This is a genomic window from Eikenella sp. Marseille-P7795 (assembly GCF_916618725.1).
GTDB lineage: Bacteria > Pseudomonadota > Gammaproteobacteria > Burkholderiales > Neisseriaceae > Eikenella > Eikenella longinqua.
The window spans coordinates 549748-570664 of sequence record NZ_CAKAJZ010000001.1; the positions used below are offsets into that span (position 1 = coordinate 549748).

The 20917-nt window shown below is 60.7% G+C and carries 19 protein-coding genes and 1 tRNA gene; 16 read left to right on the forward strand and 4 right to left on the reverse strand.

From position 1 onward, the window contains the following. The first annotated feature begins 314 nt into the window (after positions 1 to 314). The 8 genes from LG371_RS02785 (at position 315) to hpf (ending at position 5456) form a co-directional block, all read left to right on the forward strand. Positions 315 to 863 carry an HAD family hydrolase gene (locus LG371_RS02785; protein ID WP_067592122.1) on the forward strand — a complete coding sequence of 183 codons (549 nt, stop codon included), beginning with the start codon at positions 315 to 317 and terminating at the stop codon, positions 861 to 863. After that, positions 860 to 1435 (forward strand): LPS export ABC transporter periplasmic protein LptC, encoded by a 576-nt coding sequence (gene lptC, locus LG371_RS02790; RefSeq protein WP_067592120.1) that lies wholly within the window; start codon positions 860 to 862, stop codon positions 1433 to 1435. Before LG371_RS02785 ends, lptC begins: the two co-directional genes overlap by 4 nt. Continuing rightward, the gene (lptA, locus tag LG371_RS02795; RefSeq protein ID WP_067592117.1) at positions 1419 to 1925 is read left to right on the forward strand and encodes a lipopolysaccharide transport periplasmic protein LptA; all 507 of its coding nucleotides are present in this window, start codon (positions 1419 to 1421) and stop codon (positions 1923 to 1925) included. The genes lptC and lptA overlap by 17 nt, the downstream gene beginning before the upstream one ends. A gap of 12 nt (positions 1926 to 1937) precedes the next feature. Further along, positions 1938 to 2318 (forward strand): MmcQ/YjbR family DNA-binding protein, encoded by a 381-nt coding sequence (locus LG371_RS02800; protein ID WP_225747680.1) that lies wholly within the window; start codon positions 1938 to 1940, stop codon positions 2316 to 2318. Between the two features lie 219 nt (positions 2319 to 2537). After that, positions 2538 to 2891, forward strand: coding sequence for a protease inhibitor I9 family protein (locus LG371_RS02805; RefSeq protein ID WP_067592108.1), 354 nt, complete (start codon positions 2538 to 2540; stop codon positions 2889 to 2891). A 55-nt stretch (positions 2892 to 2946) separates the two neighbouring features. Continuing rightward, positions 2947 to 3684: an LPS export ABC transporter ATP-binding protein gene (gene lptB / locus LG371_RS02810; protein WP_067592104.1), complete on the forward strand. Its 738-nt coding sequence runs from the start codon at positions 2947 to 2949 to the stop codon at positions 3682 to 3684. A gap of 19 nt (positions 3685 to 3703) precedes the next feature. Beyond that, positions 3704 to 5080, forward strand: a complete 1377-nt coding sequence (rpoN, locus tag LG371_RS02815) for an RNA polymerase factor sigma-54 (RefSeq protein WP_067592101.1) — start codon at positions 3704 to 3706, stop codon at positions 5078 to 5080. A gap of 46 nt (positions 5081 to 5126) precedes the next feature. Next, positions 5127 to 5456, forward strand: a complete 330-nt coding sequence (gene hpf / locus LG371_RS02820; protein WP_197902064.1) for a ribosome hibernation-promoting factor, HPF/YfiA family — start codon at positions 5127 to 5129, stop codon at positions 5454 to 5456. A 211-nt stretch (positions 5457 to 5667) separates the two neighbouring features. On the opposite strand, the gene pyrE is transcribed toward hpf, so the two are convergent. The 3 genes from pyrE to typA all read right to left on the reverse strand — a co-directional run bounded on the left by pyrE (position 5668) and on the right by typA (position 8807). Next, positions 5668 to 6312 (reverse strand): orotate phosphoribosyltransferase, encoded by a 645-nt coding sequence (gene pyrE, locus LG371_RS02825; protein WP_225747681.1) that lies wholly within the window; start codon positions 6310 to 6312, stop codon positions 5668 to 5670. A 151-nt stretch (positions 6313 to 6463) separates the two neighbouring features. Next, positions 6464 to 6850 (reverse strand): MAPEG family protein, encoded by a 387-nt coding sequence (locus LG371_RS02830; protein ID WP_225747682.1) that lies wholly within the window; start codon positions 6848 to 6850, stop codon positions 6464 to 6466. 145 nt (positions 6851 to 6995) lie between these two features. Then, positions 6996 to 8807: a translational GTPase TypA gene (gene typA, locus LG371_RS02835; protein WP_225747683.1), complete on the reverse strand. Its 1812-nt coding sequence runs from the start codon at positions 8805 to 8807 to the stop codon at positions 6996 to 6998. A 261-nt stretch (positions 8808 to 9068) separates the two neighbouring features. On the opposite strand from typA, the gene sodA reads away from it, so the two are divergent. From sodA to LG371_RS02855, 4 genes are all read left to right on the forward strand, one after another. Further along, positions 9069 to 9692 carry a superoxide dismutase [Mn] gene (sodA, locus tag LG371_RS02840; protein ID WP_225747684.1) on the forward strand — a complete coding sequence of 208 codons (624 nt, stop codon included), beginning with the start codon at positions 9069 to 9071 and terminating at the stop codon, positions 9690 to 9692. A 157-nt stretch (positions 9693 to 9849) separates the two neighbouring features. After that, a complete protein-coding gene (yhbY, locus tag LG371_RS02845; RefSeq protein ID WP_067592082.1) occupies positions 9850 to 10140 on the forward strand; it encodes a ribosome assembly RNA-binding protein YhbY in 291 nt (96 codons plus the stop codon). 111 nt (positions 10141 to 10251) lie between these two features. After that, a tRNA-Met gene (locus tag LG371_RS02850) sits at positions 10252 to 10328 on the forward strand. A 463-nt stretch (positions 10329 to 10791) separates the two neighbouring features. Then, entirely contained in the window at positions 10792 to 12210 is a 1419-nt protein-coding gene (locus tag LG371_RS02855; protein WP_225747744.1) for an OmpP1/FadL family transporter, read from the forward strand. Between the two features lie 307 nt (positions 12211 to 12517). Here the strand turns inward: LG371_RS02855 and sstT are convergent, their stop codons facing one another. Next, complete coding sequence (sstT, locus tag LG371_RS02860; protein ID WP_225747685.1) at positions 12518 to 13768, reverse strand: serine/threonine transporter SstT; 1251 nt, start codon at positions 13766 to 13768, stop codon at positions 12518 to 12520. 415 nt (positions 13769 to 14183) lie between these two features. On the opposite strand from sstT, the gene LG371_RS02865 reads away from it, so the two are divergent. From LG371_RS02865 to LG371_RS02880, 4 genes are all read left to right on the forward strand, one after another. Continuing rightward, entirely contained in the window at positions 14184 to 16022 is a 1839-nt protein-coding gene (locus tag LG371_RS02865; RefSeq protein WP_067592072.1) for an autotransporter assembly complex family protein, read from the forward strand. Next, a complete protein-coding gene (locus LG371_RS02870) occupies positions 16023 to 19916 on the forward strand; it encodes a translocation/assembly module TamB domain-containing protein (RefSeq protein WP_225747687.1) in 3894 nt (1297 codons plus the stop codon). Positions 19917 to 20074: 158 nt separating this feature from the next. After that, positions 20075 to 20314: a hypothetical protein gene (locus tag LG371_RS02875; RefSeq protein ID WP_156503506.1), complete on the forward strand. Its 240-nt coding sequence runs from the start codon at positions 20075 to 20077 to the stop codon at positions 20312 to 20314. A gap of 24 nt (positions 20315 to 20338) precedes the next feature. Further along, on the forward strand, positions 20339 to 20839 hold the full coding sequence (locus LG371_RS02880; protein ID WP_225747688.1) for a hypothetical protein: 501 nt from the start codon (positions 20339 to 20341) through the stop codon (positions 20837 to 20839). Positions 20840 to 20917: the final 78 nt, after the last annotated feature.

Here is a 20917-nt window from a genome sequence, read left to right on the forward strand (position 1 = left end):
CTCGTTCCTTTCTCCCCGCCGCCGGGTGGGAAAAAAAGAATGCGTATCAGCTAAAAGCAAACAGCTTGGTTTGGTTATACGGGAAAACCACAGAAGAAGTCAATATATGTAAAGGCAGTTGCCAAGTAATAGGCGGGCTGGGAAGCAAAAAAGGCTACCTGAAAACATAATGCAGAGAAAAGCAGAGAAGTTTCAGGTAGCCTTTTGCCGCCGAAGCGCGCCGCCGCAAGCAAAAACCGTGCCGATACGGTTTGTGCCCGCGCCGCCGCATGTTATCATTAGGCATATTCCCATTTAGACACTTTGGACACCGCATGCGCCCCTACCCGCCCGAGCCGCCTGCCGAGCTTGCCCGCGCCGCCGCCCAAATCAAATTGCTGATTATGGATGTGGACGGCGTGCTCACCGACGGCCGCATCTTCATCCGCGACAACGGCGAAGAAATCAAAGCCTTCCACACGCTCGACGGCCACGGCATCAAAATGCTGCACCAATGCGGCGTGCGCACCGCCATCATCACCGGCCGCGACGCCCCCTCCGTCGCCCTGCGCGCCAAGCAGCTCGGCATTCATTATTATTTCAAAGGCATCAGCGACAAGCGCGTCGCCTACGCCGAATTGCGCGCTGCCGCCGGCGTGGCCGAACACGAATGCGCCTACATCGGCGACGACGTGGTGGATCTGCCCGTGATGGTGCGCTGCGGGCTGCCCGCCGCCGTGCCCGAAGCGCATCCCTTTGTGCTGCAACACGCCGCCTACATCACCCGCCGACCCGCCGGCGCCGGCGCCGTGCGCGAATTGTGCGACCTCATCATGCAGGCCAAAGGCTACCTGAAAACCGCTCTGGAGCAATACACGCAATGATCAAACGATTCGGCGGCTGGTGGTTTCCGCTCACCCTCGCCCTGGCGCTCGGCGGCGTCAGCTTCTGGCTCGACCGCATCAGCCAGCTCGAAACCGAAGAAACCCCGCTCGACCCGGGCGAGCCGCAATACCAGATTTTCGGCATTCAAGGCCGCCGCTTCGCCGCCGACGGCAGCGTGGCCCAGCAGCTTGCCGCCAGCCGCGCCTGGCAGTTTCCCAACCGCAAAGACGGCTATCTGGCCGAGCCGCAGATTCAATTTTCCCAAGGCGGGCAGATGCTGTATCAGATTAGCGCCGAGCAGGCGCACTACATCGGCGGCGAAAACCAAGTGGTGTTTGAGAAAAACGTGGTGTTTGAAAAACCCGCCACCGCCGCCCAGCCCGCCGGCCGCCTCGAAACCGACAGCCTCACCGTGAACACCCAAACCCAAACCGCCCACACCCAAGATTTGGTCACCTACCAATACGGCGCCTCCCACGGCACCGCCCAAGGCATGACCTACAACCACAAACAAGGCCTGCTCAACCTCTCCTCCCGCATAAAGGCAGTGATTTATGATCCGAAGCAATAAACCCCTCTTCGCCTTCCTGGCCGCCGCCCTGCTCAGCCCCGCCGCCCTCGCACTCACTTCCGACCGCAACCAGCCCATTCAAATCGAAGCCGACCAAGGCTCGCTCGACCAAGGCAACCGCAGCACCGAATTTTCCGGCAACGTCGTCATTCAGCAGGGCACCATGTATATCCGCGCCGCCAAAGTGCGCGTGGTGAAAGCCGAAAACGGCGCGCAAACCATGACCGCCTCCGGCAGCCCCGTGCATTTTGGCCAGCAGCTCGACCGCCAAGGTACGGTGAAAGGCCAGGCCGCCCGCGTGGAATACCAATCCGCCACCGGCATCGTGAAGCTCAGTGGCGGCGCCAAGCTCGAACGCGGCGGCGACCGCGCCAGCGGCGACACCATCACCTACAACACCCGCACCGAAGTCTATACCGTGCTGGGCGGCAGCCGCAGCAATGCCAACAAAGGCCGCGTGAGCATTACCATCCAGCCGCAGCAGAAATAGCGGGGAGGCGCCATGAAGCCGGAAACCCTGTTTGCCGAAATCGCCGAGCGCTACGGCGCCGCGCCGGACTACCCCTTTTCCCGCTTCCCCGAATTTGCCGCCTTCCGCCATCCGGGCAGCCGCAAATGGTTTGGCGTGTACCTGCCCGTGCCGGCGGAAAAGCTCGGGCGCAGCCCCGGCCGCAGCGTGCCCCTGTTCAACGTGAAATGCCGCCCCGAACACATCGGCGCCATGCGCGCCCAAGCCGGCATCCTGCCCGCCTACCACATGAACAAGGAGCACTGGCTGAGCATCGAATTGGCGCAGGCCGACGAAGCGCTTATCCGCCAGCTGCTCGACGACAGCTTCTGCCTCACCCAAGGCAGGCTGCCGGGCAAAAAGCAGGCTAGCTGAAACCGGGTTGGCATTTTTCAGGTAGCCTCAATAGAAGCCGGAAAGGCTACCTGAAAATCAAAAGCCAAGATGAAAACGGCAAACCGTTGTTTAAATTGCAGACACAATATTGCAGGCGCCAGCAAGCCACGCAGTTTGCTGATTTGAACCAACACTTTCAGGTAGCCAGAAACGGCAAACGAAAAGGCTACCTGAAAACCGCAAACGAAAGCACACAAGATGACCGCCATCCGCCGCACCCTCAGCCTCGCCTGCCTGGCCATGCTCTCCGCCTGCACCAGCCCACAGCCCGCGCCGGCTGCCGAGCAAAGCGAACTGCCTGCCAACCAAACCGTTGCCGACAACCGCGTGCTGATTATTTTCTACGACGCCTCCGCCGCCCAGGCCCCGCAGCAGGTGTTGCAAGCCGTGCATGAAATGCAGGCCGAGGTGGTGTACCGCTATGAAAACCTGCACGGTTTCGCCGTGCGCATTCCGCCGCGGCAGGATATGCGGCAGGCCATGGAACGCTTCCGGCGCATTCCCGGCGTGCTGGGGGTGCAGCGCGACCAAACCGTACAGCTGCACAAATAGCCCGCTTGAATTTCAGGTAGCCCCTACCCAACCAGATTGAAGGAACACAATAATTATGACCGAGCCCGCCATCAGCCGACTCAGCGTGCGGCAGCTGCGCAAAAGCTTCAAACAGCGCCAAGTGGTGCAGGATTTTTCGCTCGACATCCAAAGCGGCGAAGTGGTCGGCCTGCTCGGCCCCAACGGCGCCGGCAAAACCACCAGCTTCTATATGATTGTCGGCCTGGTGGCCGCCGACCACGGCGAAATCAGCCTCGACGGCCACCAGCTGCGCCACATGAGCGTGTATCAGCGCGCCCGCCTCGGCCTGGGCTACCTGCCGCAGGAAGCCTCGATTTTCCGCAAGATGACCGTGGCCGAAAACGTCCGCGCCATCCTGCAGCTGCACGAAACCGACCGCCAGATAATCGAATCGCGCCTGGCCGATTTGCTCAACGACTTAAACATCACCCACCTCAAAGACAGCCCCGCCCCCGCCCTTTCCGGCGGCGAGCGCCGACGCGTGGAAATCGCCCGCGTGCTGGCCATGAGCCCGCGCTTCATCCTGCTCGACGAACCCTTCGCCGGCGTGGATCCGATTGCCGTAATCGACATCCAAAACATCATCGGCTTCCTCAAGCAGCGCGGTATCGGCGTGCTGATTACCGACCACAACGTGCGCGAAACCCTGCGCATCTGCGACCGCGCCTACATCATCAACAACGGCGCCGTGCTGGCCAGCGGCCGCCCCGCAGAACTGGTGGGCAACGAAGAAGTGCGCGCCGTGTATTTGGGCGAAAACTTCGATTACTGAGCTTTTCAGGTAGCCTGCCATGACCCAGCAATCCGTCAAACTCAAACTGCGCCAAACCCAGCAGCTCAACCAGAAGCAGCAGCAATCGCTGCGCATTCTGCATATGTCTTCGCTGGAATTGGCCGAAGAGGTGGAGGGCTGGCTGGCCGACAACCCCATGCTGGAGCGCCCCGAGGCCGACCCGTTCGACAACAGCGCGCCCGAGCCGCATTACTCCGCCGACCTGCCCGTTACCCGCAAAACCAACAGCATGGAAGAGAGCGATGTGTGGGAAACCGTGGCCGACGAAGCCGATTTCCGCGGCAGCCTGCACGAGCAGGTGTGCGAACACCCGCTCGATAAAGACCAAGCCGCCCGCGTGCACTTGCTCATCGATTACCTCGACGACCAAGGCTACCTGAACGACAGCCTCACCGACATCGTGGAAAACTCGCCGCTGGAATGGATGCTGGATGAAGACGAGCTGGCCGAAGCCCTGCGCCACTTGCAGCAGTTCGACCCCGCCGGGGTGGGCGCGCGCGATTTGGGCGAATCGCTCTTGCTCCAGCTGGCGCGGCAGCAGCCGAACGAAGCCGTGTTTTGCGCCGTGCGGCTGGTGAAGCACTTCCTGCCCGAAGTGGGTAAAAACAGCCTCTCGCCGCTGGTGCGCAAAAAGTTTCCCGAATACAGCGTGGCCACCATTGAAGCCGCGCAGGCGCTGGTGGCCTCGCTCAACCCCTTCCCCGCCTACGGCTATGCCGGTTCGGGGCATACCGAATACGTTGACCCCGACGTGTGGATCCGCCCCGACCCAGAAAGCGGCGAATGGAAAGTGGGCATGTTCCGGCAGGCGTGGCCGCAGGTGCAGCTCAATCAGGAATATTGCGACCTGCTGGCCGAATACGGCGGCGACGCGCCGGAGTTGAAACAAAAGCTCAGTGAGGCTAAAGTATTGCTCAGCTCGCTGGAGCAGCGCAAAAGCACCGTGTTGCGGCTGGCCGAGATTATTTTGGAAAAACAGGCCGATTTCTTCTCCTTCGGCGCCATCGGCCTCGTGCCGCTCACCATTAAAGACACCGCCGCCCACCTCGGCCTAGCCGAAAGCACCGTGTCGCGCGCCGTGAACCAAAAATATTTGGCTTGCCCGCAAGGCATATTTCCATTACGCTACTTTTTCAGCCAGGCCGCCGCTTATAGCGGCAGCGAAGACAGCGACGGCATCAGCCCCGGCGCGGTAAAAGCGGTGATCGAAAGCCTGATTGCGGCCGAAGACAAGACCAAACCGCTCTCCGACCGCGCCATGGCCGACCGCCTCTCATTGCAAGGCATCGTGCTGGCCAGGCGCACCGTGGCCAAATACCGCGAAGAGCTCAATTTCCCGCCTGCCCACCAACGCAAGCAGAAAGCCGGCAGTTAGCGGCAACGCGTTGAGCAGGCCAATCCCACCTAGCAAGGAGTTTGTTATGAACCTGAAAATCAACGGAATCAACATCGAAGTTACCGATGCCCTGAAAGACTACATCAGCACCAAACTCGACCGCATCGTGCGCCACAGCGACAATGTGATTTCCGCCACCGTTACCCTTTCGGTAGACAAACTGGAGCAGAAAGCCGAAGTGGATTGGCACATGGCCGGCAAAGACCTGCATCTCGACCAAACCGACAAAGACATGTATGCCGCCATCGACCTTTTGGCCGACAAGCTCGACCGCGCCGTATTGAAACACAAAGGCAAAAAACAGCAACACCAGCACCGCGCCGAACCGAGCGGCAAGCTGAGCGTGGAAGAATAGTTTTCAGGTAGCCTCCCCGGCCGCAAGCCGAGGGGCACAAATCTGGAAGACACAATAAAAGCAGGCTGGAAAGCCTGCTTTTTTGCCGCGCGTTTGTTGTGCGTGAGTGGGCTGGGGATGAGGCTACCTGAAAAGTGGAAGCGCCCGAGGTTCAGTTTCACCAAACATCATTTTGGCAACGCTGAAGATTGCGTTTTCAGGTAGCCCTTGCTTAATCCGACACCCCGTAGCGGTCGCGATAAGCCTGCACCGGCGCCAGATGCTGCCTAAACTGCGCATCGTCTGCCAAAAGCGCGAGCAAATCGCGCAGGCTGGCAATCGGCACCACCGGCAGGCCGTATTGCTGGCGCACTTCCTGCACGGCAGAGAGTTCGCCCGTGCCTTTTTCCATGCGGTCGAGCGCAATCGCCACGCCGGCCGGCACCGCGCCCGCCGCTTCAATCAGGCGCAGCGACTCGCGCACCGAAGTACCGGCCGACACCACGTCGTCGATAATCAACACCCGCCCGGCCAGCGGCGCGCCCACCAGCGTGCCGCCTTCGCCGTGGTCTTTGGCTTCTTTGCGGTTATAGGCAAAGGGCACGTTGCGCCCGCGTTCGGCCAGCATCATGGCGGTGGCCGAAGCCAGCACGATGCCTTTGTAGGCTGGGCCGAACAGCATGTCAAACTCGATGCCGCTCTCAATGATGGCCTGCGCATAGAAGCGCGCCAGCGCGAGGGTGGAAGCGCCGTCGTTAAACAGCCCGGCGTTGAAGAAATAGGGCGAGAGCCGCCCCGCTTTGGTAACAAATTCGCCGAAGCGCAACACATCCTGCTCCAGCGCGAAACGCAGGAAATCCTGCCGGAAATCGCTCATGATGCCCGCCTGTGGGTAGGGTTGGAAACGGCGGCATTATAGCCGATTCTGCGGCGGGCATAGGCTTGGTTTGGAGGAATGGCGAAAGGCTACCTGAAAATCGTGTGATGATTTCAGGTAGCCTGTGTGGGATTGGATGGCGGAGCAGGAATCACGCCGCAGCAATAAACAGGGCGAGGATGCAGGCAAAGCCGCCCATCCAAGCCAGGGAGCGCTGGCGGGCTTTATTGGCGAGGTAGCAATAAATGAAGGCGATGCGGCAGAGGATGAAGGCGGCGGCCCAGAAATTGAGGGTGGCCTGTGCGGCGTTGCCGGTGGCGTGGGCAATGATTACGGCGGCGGCAAAGGGGGCGAAGGCTTCGAAGCAGTTTTGCTGGGCGGCATTGGCGCGGGCGGCCAGGCCGGTGGTGTGGGCGAGGAAGGCGCGCGGGTCGCCGTTATCGCGGGCGAAGTGGAAGCCGCCGGCTTTTTTGGCGTAGGCGGCGCAGAACAAGGGCATGAGGGCGGCGATGAGGATGGTCCAGTAGGCGAAGGTCATGGGCTGTCGTCTTTCGTGGAGAAGGGCTAGTTGGAAATATGCGGGATTGCCGGCTGCCGATTGGAAAGGCTACCTGAAAAATAATGCGGCGGTTTTTTCAGGTAGCCTTTTGCCGGCTTGGCGTGTGCAGCCGCTTTTATCGGCCTTAATCCAGCTTTTTAAAATGGCGGCGACGTTCCAGTTCGCTCAGGTAGCGTTTGCGCAGGCGGATGGATTTGGGGGTGATTTCCACCAGCTCATCGTCGTCGATAAATTCCACTGCGCTTTCCAGCGTGAGCCTAATCGGCGTGGTGAGGCGCACGGCTTCGTCGGTGCCGCTGGCGCGCACGTTGGTGAGCTTTTTGCCTTTGAGCGGATTCACCACCAAATCGTTGTCGCGGCTGTGGATGCCGATAATCATGCCTTCGTAGATTTTGTCGTTGGGCGACACGAACATGCGGCCGCGTTCTTCCAAGTTCCACAGGGCATAAGCCACGGCTTCGCCTTGCTCTTGGGAAACGAGCACGCCGTTGTGGCGGCCGGGCATATCGGGCTTCACCGGGGCGTAGTCGTCGAACACGTGGCTCATCAGGCCGACGCCGCGGGTGAGGGTCATGAATTCGCCTTGGAAGCCGATGAGGCCGCGGGCGGGGATGTGGTATTCGAGGCGGGTGCGGCCGTGGCCGTCGCTTTCCATATTGGTGAGCTCGCCGCGGCGGCGGCCAAGCTCTTCCATCACCGCGCCTTGGTTGTCGTCGGGCACGTCCACGGTGAGGTTTTCATACGGCTCGCATTTTTGGCCGTTGATGTCGCGGTACACCACGCGCGGTTTGCCCACGGCCAGCTCGTAGCCTTCGCGGCGCATGTTTTCCAACAGAATGGTGAGATGCAGCTCGCCGCGGCCGGACACGCGGAACACGTCGGCATCGGCGGTGTCTTCCACGCGGAGGGCAACGTTGGTGAGCAGCTCGCGTTGCAGGCGGTCGCGGATTTGGCGGCTGGTAACGAATTTGCCTTCCGTGCCGGCCAGCGGGCTGGTGTTCACCATAAAGTCCATCGTCAGAGTGGGTTCGTCCACGCTGAGCATGGGCAGGCCGACGGGGTTGTCTTTATCGCAGATGGTGACACCGATGCCGATTTCGTCGATGCCGGAAATCAGCACGATGTCGCCGGCTTCGGCTTCCTGCTGCGGCACGCGCTCCAGCCCGCTGAAACCGAGCAGCTGGTTGATGCGGCCCTGGGCGATTTGTTTGTCGTGGTTCATCACGGCCACGGTTTGGCCGGGGCGAATTTTGCCGTTGAGGATGCGGCCGATGCCCAGCCGGCCGGTGTAGTTGTCGTAGTCGAGCTGGGAAATTTGCAGCTGCAGGGGCGCGTCGGGGCTACCTGAAGGCGCGGGGGTGTATTTGAGGATGGTTTCAAACAGCGGGCGCATATCGCTGCTTTCGTCTTCTTCGTGCAGCTTGGCGAATCCGGAGAGGCCGGAGGCATATACGATGGGGAAATCGAGCTGCTCTTCGTTGGCGCCGAGGTTGTCAAATAAATCAAAAGTTTGGTCGATCACCCAGCTGGCGCGCGCGGTGGGCTTGTCGATTTTGTTGATCACCACGATGGGCTTCAGGCCGAGTGCCAGCGCTTTTTTGGTGACGAAGCGGGTTTGCGGCATCGGGCCTTCCTGCGCGTCCACCAAAAGCAGCACGCAGTCCACCATGCCGAGCACGCGCTCCACTTCGCCGCCGAAGTCGGCATGGCCGGGGGTGTCCACGATGTTGATGTGGAAGCCTTCATATTCGATGGCGGTGTTTTTGGCGAGGATGGTGATGCCGCGTTCTTTTTCGAGGTCGTTGCTGTCCATCACGCGCTCGTCCACATGCTGGTTGGCGCGGAAGGTGCCGGATTGGCGCAGGAGTTGGTCTACGAGTGTGGTTTTGCCGTGGTCCACGTGGGCGATGATGGCGATGTTGCGGATAGGTTTCATGTCGGTTTGTGCCGCAGAGCGCGGAAAATATTTTGGAAACCGCGCATTATAACGCCGACGGTATTTCTTTTCCATACAAGGAAGTGGGCGGGAGACGATATGGCCGCCCGGCCGCGCCCCAAAGGCTACCTGAAAAAAGCACAGGCTTCGGCGCAGCCAAAATTATCCCAACCGGAGCGATAGCAAAAAACCCCTTGAATTGCCAATGGATAAAACTTATCATTGCCCGCTCGAAAACCACATCTGAAAAAGGAAACCATCATGTCTTACCAACTGCCCGCCCTGCCTTATGCCTACGACGCGCTCGAGCCGCATTTCGACGCGCAAACCATGGAAATCCACCACAGCAAACACCACCAGGCCTATGTAAACAACGCCAACGCCGTGCTCGCCAACCTGCCCGAGTGGGCCAATCTTCCCGCCGAAGAGCTGATTGCACGCCTCGCCAAGCTGCCCGAAAACGTGCGCACTCCCCTGCGCAACAACGCCGGCGGCCACGCCAACCACAGCCTGTTTTGGCAAATCCTGAAAACCGGCACCACCCTGCAAGGCCCGCTTAAAGCCGCCATCGAACGCGATTTCGGCAGCGTGGAAGCCTTCCAGGCCGAGTTTGAAAAAGCCGCCGCCAGCCGCTTCGGCTCAGGCTGGGCCTGGCTGGTGTATGAAAACGGCAAACTCAAAGTCGTGTCCACCGCCAACCAAGATTCCCCGTTGATGGGCCAGGCCGTGGCCGGCGCCTCCGGCTTCCCGATTATCGGGCTGGACGTGTGGGAACACGCCTACTACCTGAAATACCAAAACCGCCGCCCCGACTACATCAAAGCCTTCTGGCATGTGGTGAACTGGGACGAAGCCGCCCGCCGTTTCGACAGCGTGGCCGGTTAAGCGTTTCTCCATACAGGCTACCTGAAAATTTGCTCCGCTCGGTTTAACTCCGTTGAAGCTGCGCTTTAGCTTCGCAGAAACTCAGCCTTGCTTCGCAAGACATCGTTTTCAGGTAGCCTGTTCCGCCCCATCCAACAACCCAACACAGACAAACACCATGCCCTCATCACTGAGCACCGAAGATATCCGCCGTTTCAAACAACAAGCACACCAACTGCGCCCCACCGTCCTCATCGGCAAGCAAGGGCTGACCGAAGCCGTGATCAAAGAAACCGACACCCGCCTCACCGCGCGCGGGCTGATTAAAGTGCAGGTGGCCGGCGACGACAGGCAGGAGCGAATTGCCATCGCCGAAGCGCTGTGCGCCGCCACCGGCGCCGAATTGGTGCAGCACATCGGCAAGCAGCTGGTGCTGTGGCGGCCGATTCCCGAGAAAGACGACAAATAATTTTGCGGCCAACCGTTTGCTTTGGCAGAAAATTTCAGGTAGCCCCATGCAAACAGGCTACCTGAAAACTTGACAAGCCTCCGCCAAGCGCGTATATTCCGCCTTCCCTGACGCGGGGTGGAGCAGCATGGTAGCTCGTCGGGCTCATAACCCGAAGGTCGTAGGTTCAAATCCTGCCCCCGCAACCAAATTTAAATATCCCCTTGGTTTTGCCAAGGGGATGTTTGCATTTGCCACAAGGGCGCGCAGGTTTGCCGGGCTGCTCGCGCGGCAGGCGGCAGTTTTGCCCAGGCGCAGGCTACCTGAAAACCGGCAATTATTTCCAAGCAACTTTACATATTCAATCAGCAATAAATCGGCATAATCTTTCAAAACTGTGCCAATCGCCGCGCGCAAACCGGCTAACTGTTGGAAATTTACCAATCCTAACATTGCAATCTACTGCCCAAACGCCGCCAAAGTTCATTTTTAGACAAATCTTCCGGTAGAATAGCTGCTCAACGTTATGGTGTAACTTTTCAGGTAGCCTGTTGCCGCATATTCAATGCAGGCTACCTGAAAAACCAAGCTTCCGCGAAGCCAAGCGTTACGAATCCTTGATTGAATATTGCGCCGGCTGCCAAACCGGCTTTATTTGGTTGCAGAATCATGATGAACACTCTCCGCCCCGCCCGTCTCGCCCTGCTTGTGGCCGCCTCCTTCAGCCTGCCCGCCTGGGCTTCCGGCTACCATTTCGGCACGCAGTCGGTGAGCAGCCAGGCCACGGCCAACTCCTCTTCCGCCGAAGCCATCGACCCCTCCACCCTGTTCCACAACCCCGCCGGCCTCACCAAGCTGGAAGGCACGCAGGCCAGCATCAATGTCAATCTCGTGGCGCCGAGCGTGAAATATGAAAACGCCGAAGCCTACTATCCCGGCGGCACCGAGCGCGTGCAGGGCGCCGCTTCCGGCAATATCCGCCCGCAGGATGTGGTGCTGGCGCCGCATTTCTACCTGTCGCACCGCCTGAGCGACGACGTGGCGCTGGGCTTGGGCGTGTATGTGCCCTTCGGCTCGGGCACCGAATACCAGCACGGTTCCGTGCTGCGCTACAACCTGAACGAGCTGAGCCTGAAAACCCTCGCCGTGCAGCCCACCGTGGCCTATAAAATCAACGACCAGCATTCCGTGGCCGTGGGCTTGGTGGCGCAGCACACCTCGGCCAACCTGCGCCAATATGCCAACTTCGGCGCGTTCCCGCCGCTGCGCCGCAACGGCTTTGCCGACGGCTATGCCAGCGTAGAAGGCAGCGATTGGGGCTTCGGCTACAACCTGGCCTGGCTGTGGGACGTGAACGATTCGCTGCGCCTGGGCGTGAACTACCGCTCCAAAGTGAATCACACTTTAAGCGGCGATGCCGAATGGAAACTGGTGGGCACGGCCTTCCAAACGCCGATGGGCGGCGCGCTGGCCAACGCCATCCGCGCCAACGGCTATGCTGCCTCCGAAGGGGCGAGCGTGAAAATCATCACCCCCGAATCGCTGTCGCTGCACGGCATGTATAAGCTTTCGCCGCGCTGGTCGCTCTACGGCGACGCCACTTGGACGCGCCACTCGCGCTTCAACCGCGCCGAGCTGAATTTTGAAAACCAGAAAGTGGTAGCCAACCCGCAAAACCCCGCCGCGCCGGCCCGCAGCAACCAAACCATCCTCACACCGCAATGGCGCGACACCTATAAACTGTCGCTCGGCGCGTCTTACCAAATCACCGACCCGTTGCAACTGCGCTTCGGCGTGGCCTACGACCAATCGCCGGTGCGCGGCGCCGACACGCGCATGAGCACGCTGCCCGACGCCGACCGCATCTGGCTCTCGCTCGGCGGCAAATACGACCTCACGCCGCAGCACAGCGTGAGCCTGGCTTACAGCTATGTGCACGTGAAAAACACCTCGGCCAACGTAAACGGCTGGTGCGGCGGCACGGCTGCCGGCGCCGGCTCGCAGGCCTGCGTGTCCAGCCGCACCACCGGCTCGGCCAAATTCAAAAGCCGCTCGCACATTTTGGGTTTGCAATACACCTATAAATTCTAAGCGGGCGTGAAGCAGGAAAAGGCTACCTGAAAAATCCGTTGCCGATTTTTCAGGTAGCCTGATTTTCAGGTAGCCTTTGCCGGCCGTGGGGCTACCTGAAAAATGAAGCGGCGCGGCAGCCTTTCGGTTTGGTTTTTAGCGGATTCAATTTGAATCGGGATAGGGCGGTGAGCCGCAGACAGTACAAGCAGTACGGCAAAGCGGCCAACGCTGCCATCCCCGGCAACAAACAGCCATCATCAAACAGGCTACCTGAAAATTTTCAGGTAGCCTGTTGCGTTGCTATACCAAAATCAAACTATCCGCTTCAATCCGCCGGGCGTTTGTGCGATTGGTCCACCGCAGCGGTAAACAGCACGTCGGTGGAAGAATTGAGCGCGGTTTCGGCCGAATCCTGGATCACGCCGATGATGAAGCCCACGCCCACCACCTGCATGGCGATGTCGTTGGAAATATTAAACAGGCTGCATGCCATCGGAATCAGCAGCAGCGAGCCGCCGGCCACGCCGGAAGCCCCGCAGGCACCCACGGAGGCGATCACGCTCAAGAGCAGCGCCGTCCAGAAATCCACCGGAATGCCCAGCGTGTGCACCGCCGCCATGGTGAGCACCGTGATGGTGATGGCCGCGCCGGCCATATTGATGCTGGCGCCCAGCGGGATGGATACGGAATAAGTGTCTTCATGCAGGCCGAGTTTCTTCGCCAAAGCCATGTTTACCGGGATATTGGCGGCGGAAGAGCGGGTAAAGAAGGCGGTAACGCCGCTTTCGCGCAGGCAGGTGAACACCAGCGGGAACGGGTTGCGGCGGGTGTGCATGAACACCAGAATCGGGTTTACTACCAGCGCCACAAACAGCATCGAGCCCAGCAGCACGGTCAAGAGGTGCAGGTAGAACTCCAGCTTGTCGAAACCTTCTTTGATGATGGTAACCAGCACCAGGCCGAAAATGCCCACCGGCGCAAAGCGGATTACCCAGCGCACCACCTGCGACAGCGCCTGCGCCACATCGTTTACCATTTCGCGCGTGCGCTCGCTGGCGTGGCGGAAGGCCGTGCCCAACACCAGCGCCCAAGCCAGGATGCCGATGTAGTTGGCATTGGCCAGCGCCTGAATCGGGTTCGACACCAAATTCATCAGCAGGTGGCGCATCACTTCGCCGATGCCGGCCGGCGCCTCATTGCTGGCCGCTTCCACGCCGCTGAGCAGAAGCTGCGAGGGAAACAGGAAGCTGGCGCTCACCGCCACCAGCGCGGCGGCAAAAGTGCCAACCAGATACAGCACCAAAATCGGGCGGATATTGGTAGGGTTGCCGCTGCGGTGCTGCGAAATGGCGGCCACCACCAGCGCAAACACCAAAATCGGCGCCACGGCCTTGAGCGCGTCCACAAACAGGCTGCCCAAAATCGCGCCCAGCTCCACCACCGGGCCGGCCGCCGACGAGTGGCGCACCGCCGCCGCCAGCAGGATGCCGAGCAGTATGCCGATGACAATCTGCGTAACCAGCCCCAGGCGCATGAGCGCGGCCAGCGGCCCTTTCTTTGCATTATTCTCTTGCATAACAAATCCTTAAGCGTAGTGTTGTGTGATTGCTTGAAAAAAGAAAGGCAGCCAGTCTAACAGAAACGAACGTATCGGCACAAATATTTACTTAGCCTTTGCCAAACAGCCGTTTATTGCGCCCGGCAGGCTACCTGAAAACCTGCGGGGGAGGATATTGCCGCGCACGATGATTTTTCAGGTAGCCTCATGCGCGGCAGCCTGATGGGTTTGGCTGCTGTGGGAGCGCGGTTTTCTGCGCCCGCCTCGTTTTCATGGCCTTGCCGCTTATGCGGCGGCAGCGTAAACACCCGGCCTTAACTTTGCCAAGGCAGCACTTTCAGGTAGCCTGCCGGCATTTCAAAAGCTAGGGCAAAAATGCTAATATGACCGCCGTTTGCCGCCGTCGGCGCATAGTTTTCCTTGATTGCCGCCCATGAAGAAAAGTTTGCCCTCCCTCGCTCTCGCCTCCGCCCTGCTGCTGAGCCTGCCCGCCTTTGCCGACGGCGCGCCGGAGAAGGCCGCTGCCGCCAAGCCGGACGGCGCCGCCAAGCAGCCGGAGAAACAAGGCAGCAACGCCGAGCCGGAAAAACTCCCCTTCCCCGTAACAATCAACGCACCCGCTGAGCTGGCCGCCCTGCTGCGCGAGCACCTCTCCATCATCAACCGCCAAACCGAGCCCGATGCCGATGTGGACCAAGAGCAAATGCAGTTTCTGGCCGAAGAAGCGCCCGACGAAATCAAACAAATCGTGCGTTCGCAGGGCTATTTCCGCGCCGATATTCAGGTAGCCCCCGCCGGCCGCGGCTGGCGCATCACCGTGAAGCCAGGGCCGCGCACGCAGGTGAGCGACGTGGGCGTGTCCATTGTGGGCAAAGTGCTGGAAGACGGCGAGCTGGGCGGCTACTACAAACGCGCCATGGCCAACTGGGCGCTGCCCATCGGCAACCCCTTTATCAACAGCGAATGGAGCAGCAGCAAAGACGCCGTGCTCTCTGCCGTGCGCCGCTACAAATACCCGCTCGCCACCCTCACTGACAGCAGCGCCACCATCAACCCGCAAACCAGCCAGGCCGTGCTCTCCGTGAGCGTGGACAGCAAACAGCCGGTGTATTTCGGCGACATCGAAGTGAGCGGCACCGAGCGCTACCCCGCCTCGGTGGTGACCGGCATGGCGCAGTTCCAGCCCGGCGACCCCTACGATTTCGACAAAATCCTCGACTACCAGCAAGCGCTGGAGCAAGACAGCCACTACAGCCGCGCCCAGGTGGAGGCCGATTTCGCCAAAATGGTGAACGACCGCGTGCCGCTTTTGGTGTCTGTGAGCGAAGTGCCGCGCCAGAAGTTCGACATCGGCCTGCGCTACGATTCGGAAGACGGCCCTGGCATCCGCCTGGGCTACGAGCACTACAACGTGGCCAACAAAGGCTATGTGTTTGCCGGCGCGGTGGACGTGAACCAATACGAAAAAAGCGCCAGCGTGGGCTTGAGCCAGCCGCGCAACCGCAACGGCTGGTATTGGACCGGCAGCCTGGCCTACGACAGCTCTACCACGCAGAAGCTGGTGAAAGACACCATCCAATCTGGCATCTGGCGCGTGCGCGACCGCGACGGCATTGAAGCGCGTTTCGGGCTGGAATACATCACCGAATCGCGCCACATCGTGGACGGCCCCGATTTCGGCCGCAGCAACGCGCTGATGCTCACCGCCGCTTGGCGCCGCCAAAACATCGAAACCCTGCTGCGCCCGGCCAACGGCTACTATTTGGAAGGCAAAGTGGGCGCCACCCTCGGCACGCTCGGCTCTTCCACCTCCGTGCAGCGCATACACGGCCGAGCCGGCTACTATTTCACGCCCGAAGAACACAAAAACATCGGCACCTTCATCCTGCGCGGCGAGCTGGGCTACACCCGTTCCGAGCAGGATATGGACGTGCCCTCCGTGCTGCTGTTCCGCAGTGGCGGCGCCAACAGCGTACGCGGCTACGAGCAAGACAGCATCGGCCTGCCCGGCCCCAACGGCTCCGTGCTGCCCAACCGCACCCTGGCCGTGGCCAGCTTCGAATATCAAAAACCGGTGAGCAAAAACTTCTCGCTGGCGCTGTTTCACGATATGGGCTCGGTGAGCCACAATTTCACCGATATCAACTGGCGGCACGGCAGCGGCGTGGGCGTGCGCTGGTTCAGCCCCATCGCCCCCTTCTCCTTCGATTTCGCCTACGGCCACCACGACCGCAAACTGCGCTGGCACATCAGCCTGGGAACCCGATTCTAAATGAACGACACCGCTCTCCCCATCGATTCGCACGAGCTGCCGCCCCAGGCGGAAGACCCCGCCGCCGGCAGCGCCCCGCCGCCCAAACGCCGCCGCCGTTGGCTGCGCCGGCTGCTGGCCGCCTTCCTGCTGCTGCTCACGCTGTTGCTGCTCTCCGTGCTGTGGCTGGCCGGCACCGAATCCGGCCTGCGCTTCGGCGTAACGCAAATCCCCTCCTGGTTTGGCGTGGACATCCGCGTGAAAACATTGCGTGGCACGCTGTGGCGCGGCTTTCAGGGCGAAGAAATTCAGGTAGCCTCCGAAGGCGCGGATGTGGACATCAGCAGCATCAGCCTGCAATGGCAGCCCAAAGAATTGTGGCAGCGCCGCCTGCATGTCAACCGCCTGGCCGCCGGCGACATCCGCATCATCAGCAAGCCCACCCCACCCAAAGAAGACCGGCCTCCGATGAGGCTACCTGAAAGCGTGGATCTGCCGCTGGCCGTGCAGCTCGACCGCCTGGAAGTGGGGCGCATCAGCCTTGGCCAGAAAGGCGATGCCGTGGTGGAATCCGCCGCGCTGGCCTACACCTTCGACCACCAAAGCCACAAGCTGAACCTCACCTCCCTGCGCGTGCCGTGGCACGAATTCCAAGGCAGCCTCAGCCTTGACACCGCCTCCCCGTTTAAGCTCGGCGGCCAAATCCTCGGCAGCGGCGAGCTCGACGGCACAGCCGCCGACAGCGCCTTCGCCGTCAACGGCAGCCTGCAAGAGCCCGATCTGCAAGCCCAGCTCGACAGCGGAGACATCCATTTCGGCCTCACCGGCCGGCTGCGCCCCTTCGAGCCGCTGCTCAACCGCAAAATCGCCCACCTCAACATCGAAGGCCGGCAGATCAACCCCGCGCTGTTTGAAGCCTCCCTGCCCGCTGCCGACTTGGTGTTCAACCTCGCGCTCAACCCCGCCGAGCAGGCCGACACCCTCGACGGCCAGCTCGAGCTGCGCAACCACGCCCCCGCCCCCATCAACGCCGACGGCATCCCCGTGGCCGCGCTCAAAGGCAAGCTCACCGTAGATACCGGCGGCAAGCTGCACCTTGAAGACATGGCCACTGAGCTTGCCGCCGGCGGCCGCCTCACCTTCAACGGCAACATCGACAGCGCCACACAAAACATGGCCGTCGATGCCGCCGTGCAGCAATTCAAACTGCAAGACATCCTCAAGCAGCAGCTCGCCCTCAGCCTAGACGGCAACATCAAACTTTCAGGTAGCCTCGGCAGCCCGCAGGCCGATTGGCAGCTCAAAGCCGGCCAAACCGGCACCAGCGGCACCTTCCAGCTGCTCACCGATAAAACCAACCGCCAGCGCACCCTCTCCCTGCGCGAAGTCAAAATCAGCCCAGCCAGCGGCGGCGAGCTCCAAGGCGAAGCCGCGCTCGAGCTGTTTCAAGAGCGCAAACTCAGCGCCCATATCCGCACCGAGCGCTTCAACCCCGCCGCCGTGCTCGCCGAATTGCCGCAGGGCAGCATCAACGGCAGCGTCGAGCTCGACGGCACGCTGGCAAGCAGCCCCAGCCTCCAGCTCCTGCTCGATTGGCAGCACAGCCACCTCTCCGGCGCCCCCCTCTCCGGCCGTGCCGACCTGCGCTACGAGCAAGAACACCTGCCCAAAGCCAACGTCAACCTCCTGCTCGGCCGCAACCGCATCCGCGCCGATGGCAGCTTCGGCAAAGCCGGCGACCGCCTCAATCTCGACATCGACGCCCCCAACCTCAACCTCTTCGGCTTCGGCCTCACCGGCTACCTGAAAGCCCAAGGCTTCCTCGCCGGCGAGCCTGCCAAGCTCACCGCCGACCTGCACGGCCACGCCGACAGCCTCGCCGTGCAAAACGCCGTGCGCATCGCCCGCCTCGATTTCGACCTCAAAGGCTCGCCCGACCTCAGCCAGCCGCTCAACATCAAGCTCGACGGCCGGCAAATCCACATCGGCAGCACCCAAATCGACAGCCTCAACCTCAGCGCCAACGGCAGCGGCAAAAGCCACAGCATCAACGGCAGCAGCAGCCTCAGCCTCAGCGGCAAGCCCTTCCGCCTCAACCTCGCCGCCAACGGCGGGCTCAACGACGAGCAGCAATGGAACGGTCGCATCGGCCAGCTCGACATCGGCGGCGCCTTCAACCTCAAGCTACTCAATCCCATCCAGCTTGAAGCCGGCGCCAAGCGCGTGCGCCTCGACAACGCCCGCTGGGCCGCCATGGGCGGCAGCCTCAACCTGCAAAACTTCGTGTGGGAAAAGCAAACCGGCATCAGCAGCAAAGGCAGCGCCGACCGCTTGCACCTGCAAGAGCTCGACAACCTGCTCGGCCTCGCCCGAAACGACAAAACCGTGCAATTCCCCCTCGTGATTGCCGGCGATTGGGACTTGCGCTACAGCCGCGACGCCCAAGGCTACCTGAAACTTTCCCAGCAATCCGGCGACATCGTCATCCCCTACCGCCAGCAATCGCTCGGCTTAGACAAGCTCGTGCTCGACACCCGCTTCCACAGCGGCCGCATCGACAACCGCCTCACCGGCAAAACCCGCTACGGCACGCTCGACGCCTCCGTGGCCGTTAGCCAGCAGTTTGGCAACGCCATCAGCCAAGCCCCGATCAGCGGCTACCTGAAACTCAACATCCCCGACCTCGACGCCATCCGCAACCTCCTGCCCGGCGGCATGAGCGCCAAAGGCGAGCTGGCCGTGGACACCACCGTGTCCGGCAGCGTGGGCGAGCCCCGCCTCAACGGCACCGCCACCGGCAAAAACCTTTATTACCGCGACCGCAACACAGGCGTGATTCTGGATAACGGCAGCCTCACCTCCCGCTTCCAAGGCCGCGACTGGCTGGTGGATTCACTCAAATTCACCCGCAAAGACGGCAACGTCGAGCTCAAAGGCCGCGTCAACCTCACTGGCACCACGCCCGATGTAGACGTTTCCGCCCAATTCGCCCGCTACCCCATCCTCGATACCCCCAACCGCAAGCTCACCCTCAGCGGCGGCAGCCGCCTGCTCTACAACCCCGGGCGCGGCATGGCGCTCACCGGCGAGCTCAAAGTAGACAGCGGCCACTTCGGCTTCCAAAAATCCAGCATGCCCGGGCTCGACGACGACGTGGTGGTGCTTGGCGAAGAAAAACCTGCCGCCGCCGGCGCCACCACCCCGGTGGAAATGGACCTCTCCCTCGACTTGAACGACAGCTTCCGCTTCAGCGGCCAAGGGCTCGACGTATTGCTCGGTGGCAAGCTCCACCTTAGCGCCCGCCCCAAAGAAAACGTGCGCGCCGTGGGCACGGTAAACATCGTGCGCGGCCAATACAAAGCCTACGGCCAAGACCTCGTGATCGACAAAGGCCAGATTTCCTTCGTGGGCCCCCTCGCCTCGCCCAACCTCAACCTGCGCGCCACCCGCAAATATTCCCCCGTGGGCGCCGGCGTGGAAGTGCTCGGCAGCTTGGATAACCCGCGCGTGAGCCTGGTGGCCAGCGAGCCGATGAGCGACAAAGACAAGCTCTCCTGGCTCATCCTCGGCCGTGCCAGCAGCGGCAACGAAAGCGACGAAGCCGCCGTGGCCGCCGCCGCCGGCGCCTTCCTGGCCGGCAACATCAACGACAAAATCGGCCTCCTTGACGACTTCGGCATGACCACCCGCCGCACCCGCAACACCCAAACCGGCGAGCTCAACCCAGCCGAGCAAGTCATTACCTTCGGCAAACGCATCACCAACGAGCTTTATCTGGGCTACGAATACAGCATCACCAGCGCCAACCAGGCCGTGAAGCTGATTTGGCAGATCAACAGCACCCTGCAGGCCATCAGCCGCGTGGGGACCGATTCCGTGAGCGGCGAAGTGCGCTACAGCATCCGCTTCGATTAGCCGGCCGTTTGGCCAAGCCGCCGCAAGGGTTTAGCGTATGTCTCAAGATTTTTCAGGTAGCCTTTGCCAATGCGCGGAAGGCTACCTGAAAACAAGTAGTGGCAACCCGTAGGTTTGCATTTTTCAGGTAGCCTCTCTCCCCGAATATGGAGAACATCATGAAGAAAGCACTGTTTTTCTTGATCGGCGCACCCTTTTTCGTCTGGCTGTTTATCCTTGCCGCCAAATACGTCCTCTTCAGCCTGGATCCGCCACGCACTTGGCAGGAAGAAGTGCGGCTGAGCGACGGTACGGTGATTCTTACCGAACGTTCTGCCAATTGGGAAAACCGTGAAAGTCTAAATAAGCAGAGTATCCGCGTGATTGATGCCAAAGGGCTGGATATTCCGCCGGAATAGTCGGATAAATGGCAACTGTTAATTTTGGATCGGGATAAACAAGGGGTATGGAATTTAATTGTTCGGCCAGGCCTTTGTTACGACTGGAACGAAACTTTCGCCTATCGACAATATCAGGCCATCAATGGCCGCTGGCAGCGGGTAGAGTTTGATAAAACCTTGCATGGTCGCCCGGCAAATTTGGAAGGAAATATTTATGCGCAGCTTGAGAATATGCCGAGATTTATAGGAGTGGACGAAAAACAATTTATTTCCAGCGAACCTCACCCGGAAGTGAGCAAACCGCTAGATGATTTTTCTTGGCGAGGAATAAATATCCACGCACTTTCCGGATGCGATTTATATTGCTGGCTGTATGGCGAAAAAAACTTAGGTGTTGAGTGTAATAAATACGGTTTCTGCGAACAGCACGGAAATGAAAGCAAGCCGCAGTGCTACCGATACCGGGAAACACCTAATGACCTCACACCGCCGCCTCGCCACACCTCTGCGCCCGATTTTCAGGCAGCCTCCTCCCCGCAATAAGGCTACCTGAAAAACAGGCAATCCCATAACGATACAACTCAAACCTGGCTTTGTCGAAACGGCATTTTTCAGGTAGCC

Bases quoted from the DNA above. Each gene is read 5' to 3' on its own strand.
- LG371_RS02785 (WP_067592122.1), top strand. From the start codon at position 315: ATGCGCCCCTACCCGCCCGAGCCGCCTGCCGAGCTTGCCCGCGCCGCC.
- lptC (WP_067592120.1), top strand. From the start codon at position 860: ATGATCAAACGATTCGGCGGCTGGTGGTTTCCGCTCACCCTCGCCCTG.
- lptA (WP_067592117.1), top strand. From the start codon at position 1,419: ATGATCCGAAGCAATAAACCCCTCTTCGCCTTCCTGGCCGCCGCCCTG.
- LG371_RS02800 (WP_225747680.1), top strand. From the start codon at position 1,938: ATGAAGCCGGAAACCCTGTTTGCCGAAATCGCCGAGCGCTACGGCGCC.
- LG371_RS02805 (WP_067592108.1), top strand. From the start codon at position 2,538: ATGACCGCCATCCGCCGCACCCTCAGCCTCGCCTGCCTGGCCATGCTC.
- lptB (WP_067592104.1), top strand. From the start codon at position 2,947: ATGACCGAGCCCGCCATCAGCCGACTCAGCGTGCGGCAGCTGCGCAAA.
- rpoN (WP_067592101.1), top strand. From the start codon at position 3,704: ATGACCCAGCAATCCGTCAAACTCAAACTGCGCCAAACCCAGCAGCTC.
- hpf (WP_197902064.1), top strand. From the start codon at position 5,127: ATGAACCTGAAAATCAACGGAATCAACATCGAAGTTACCGATGCCCTG.
- pyrE (WP_225747681.1), bottom strand. From the start codon at position 6,312: ATGAGCGATTTCCGGCAGGATTTCCTGCGTTTCGCGCTGGAGCAGGAT.
- LG371_RS02830 (WP_225747682.1), bottom strand. From the start codon at position 6,850: ATGACCTTCGCCTACTGGACCATCCTCATCGCCGCCCTCATGCCCTTG.
- typA (WP_225747683.1), bottom strand. From the start codon at position 8,807: ATGAAACCTATCCGCAACATCGCCATCATCGCCCACGTGGACCACGGC.
- sodA (WP_225747684.1), top strand. From the start codon at position 9,069: ATGTCTTACCAACTGCCCGCCCTGCCTTATGCCTACGACGCGCTCGAG.
- yhbY (WP_067592082.1), top strand. From the start codon at position 9,850: ATGCCCTCATCACTGAGCACCGAAGATATCCGCCGTTTCAAACAACAA.
- LG371_RS02855 (WP_225747744.1), top strand. From the start codon at position 10,792: ATGAACACTCTCCGCCCCGCCCGTCTCGCCCTGCTTGTGGCCGCCTCC.
- sstT (WP_225747685.1), bottom strand. From the start codon at position 13,768: ATGCAAGAGAATAATGCAAAGAAAGGGCCGCTGGCCGCGCTCATGCGC.
- LG371_RS02865 (WP_067592072.1), top strand. From the start codon at position 14,184: ATGAAGAAAAGTTTGCCCTCCCTCGCTCTCGCCTCCGCCCTGCTGCTG.
- LG371_RS02870 (WP_225747687.1), top strand. From the start codon at position 16,023: ATGAACGACACCGCTCTCCCCATCGATTCGCACGAGCTGCCGCCCCAG.
- LG371_RS02875 (WP_156503506.1), top strand. From the start codon at position 20,075: ATGAAGAAAGCACTGTTTTTCTTGATCGGCGCACCCTTTTTCGTCTGG.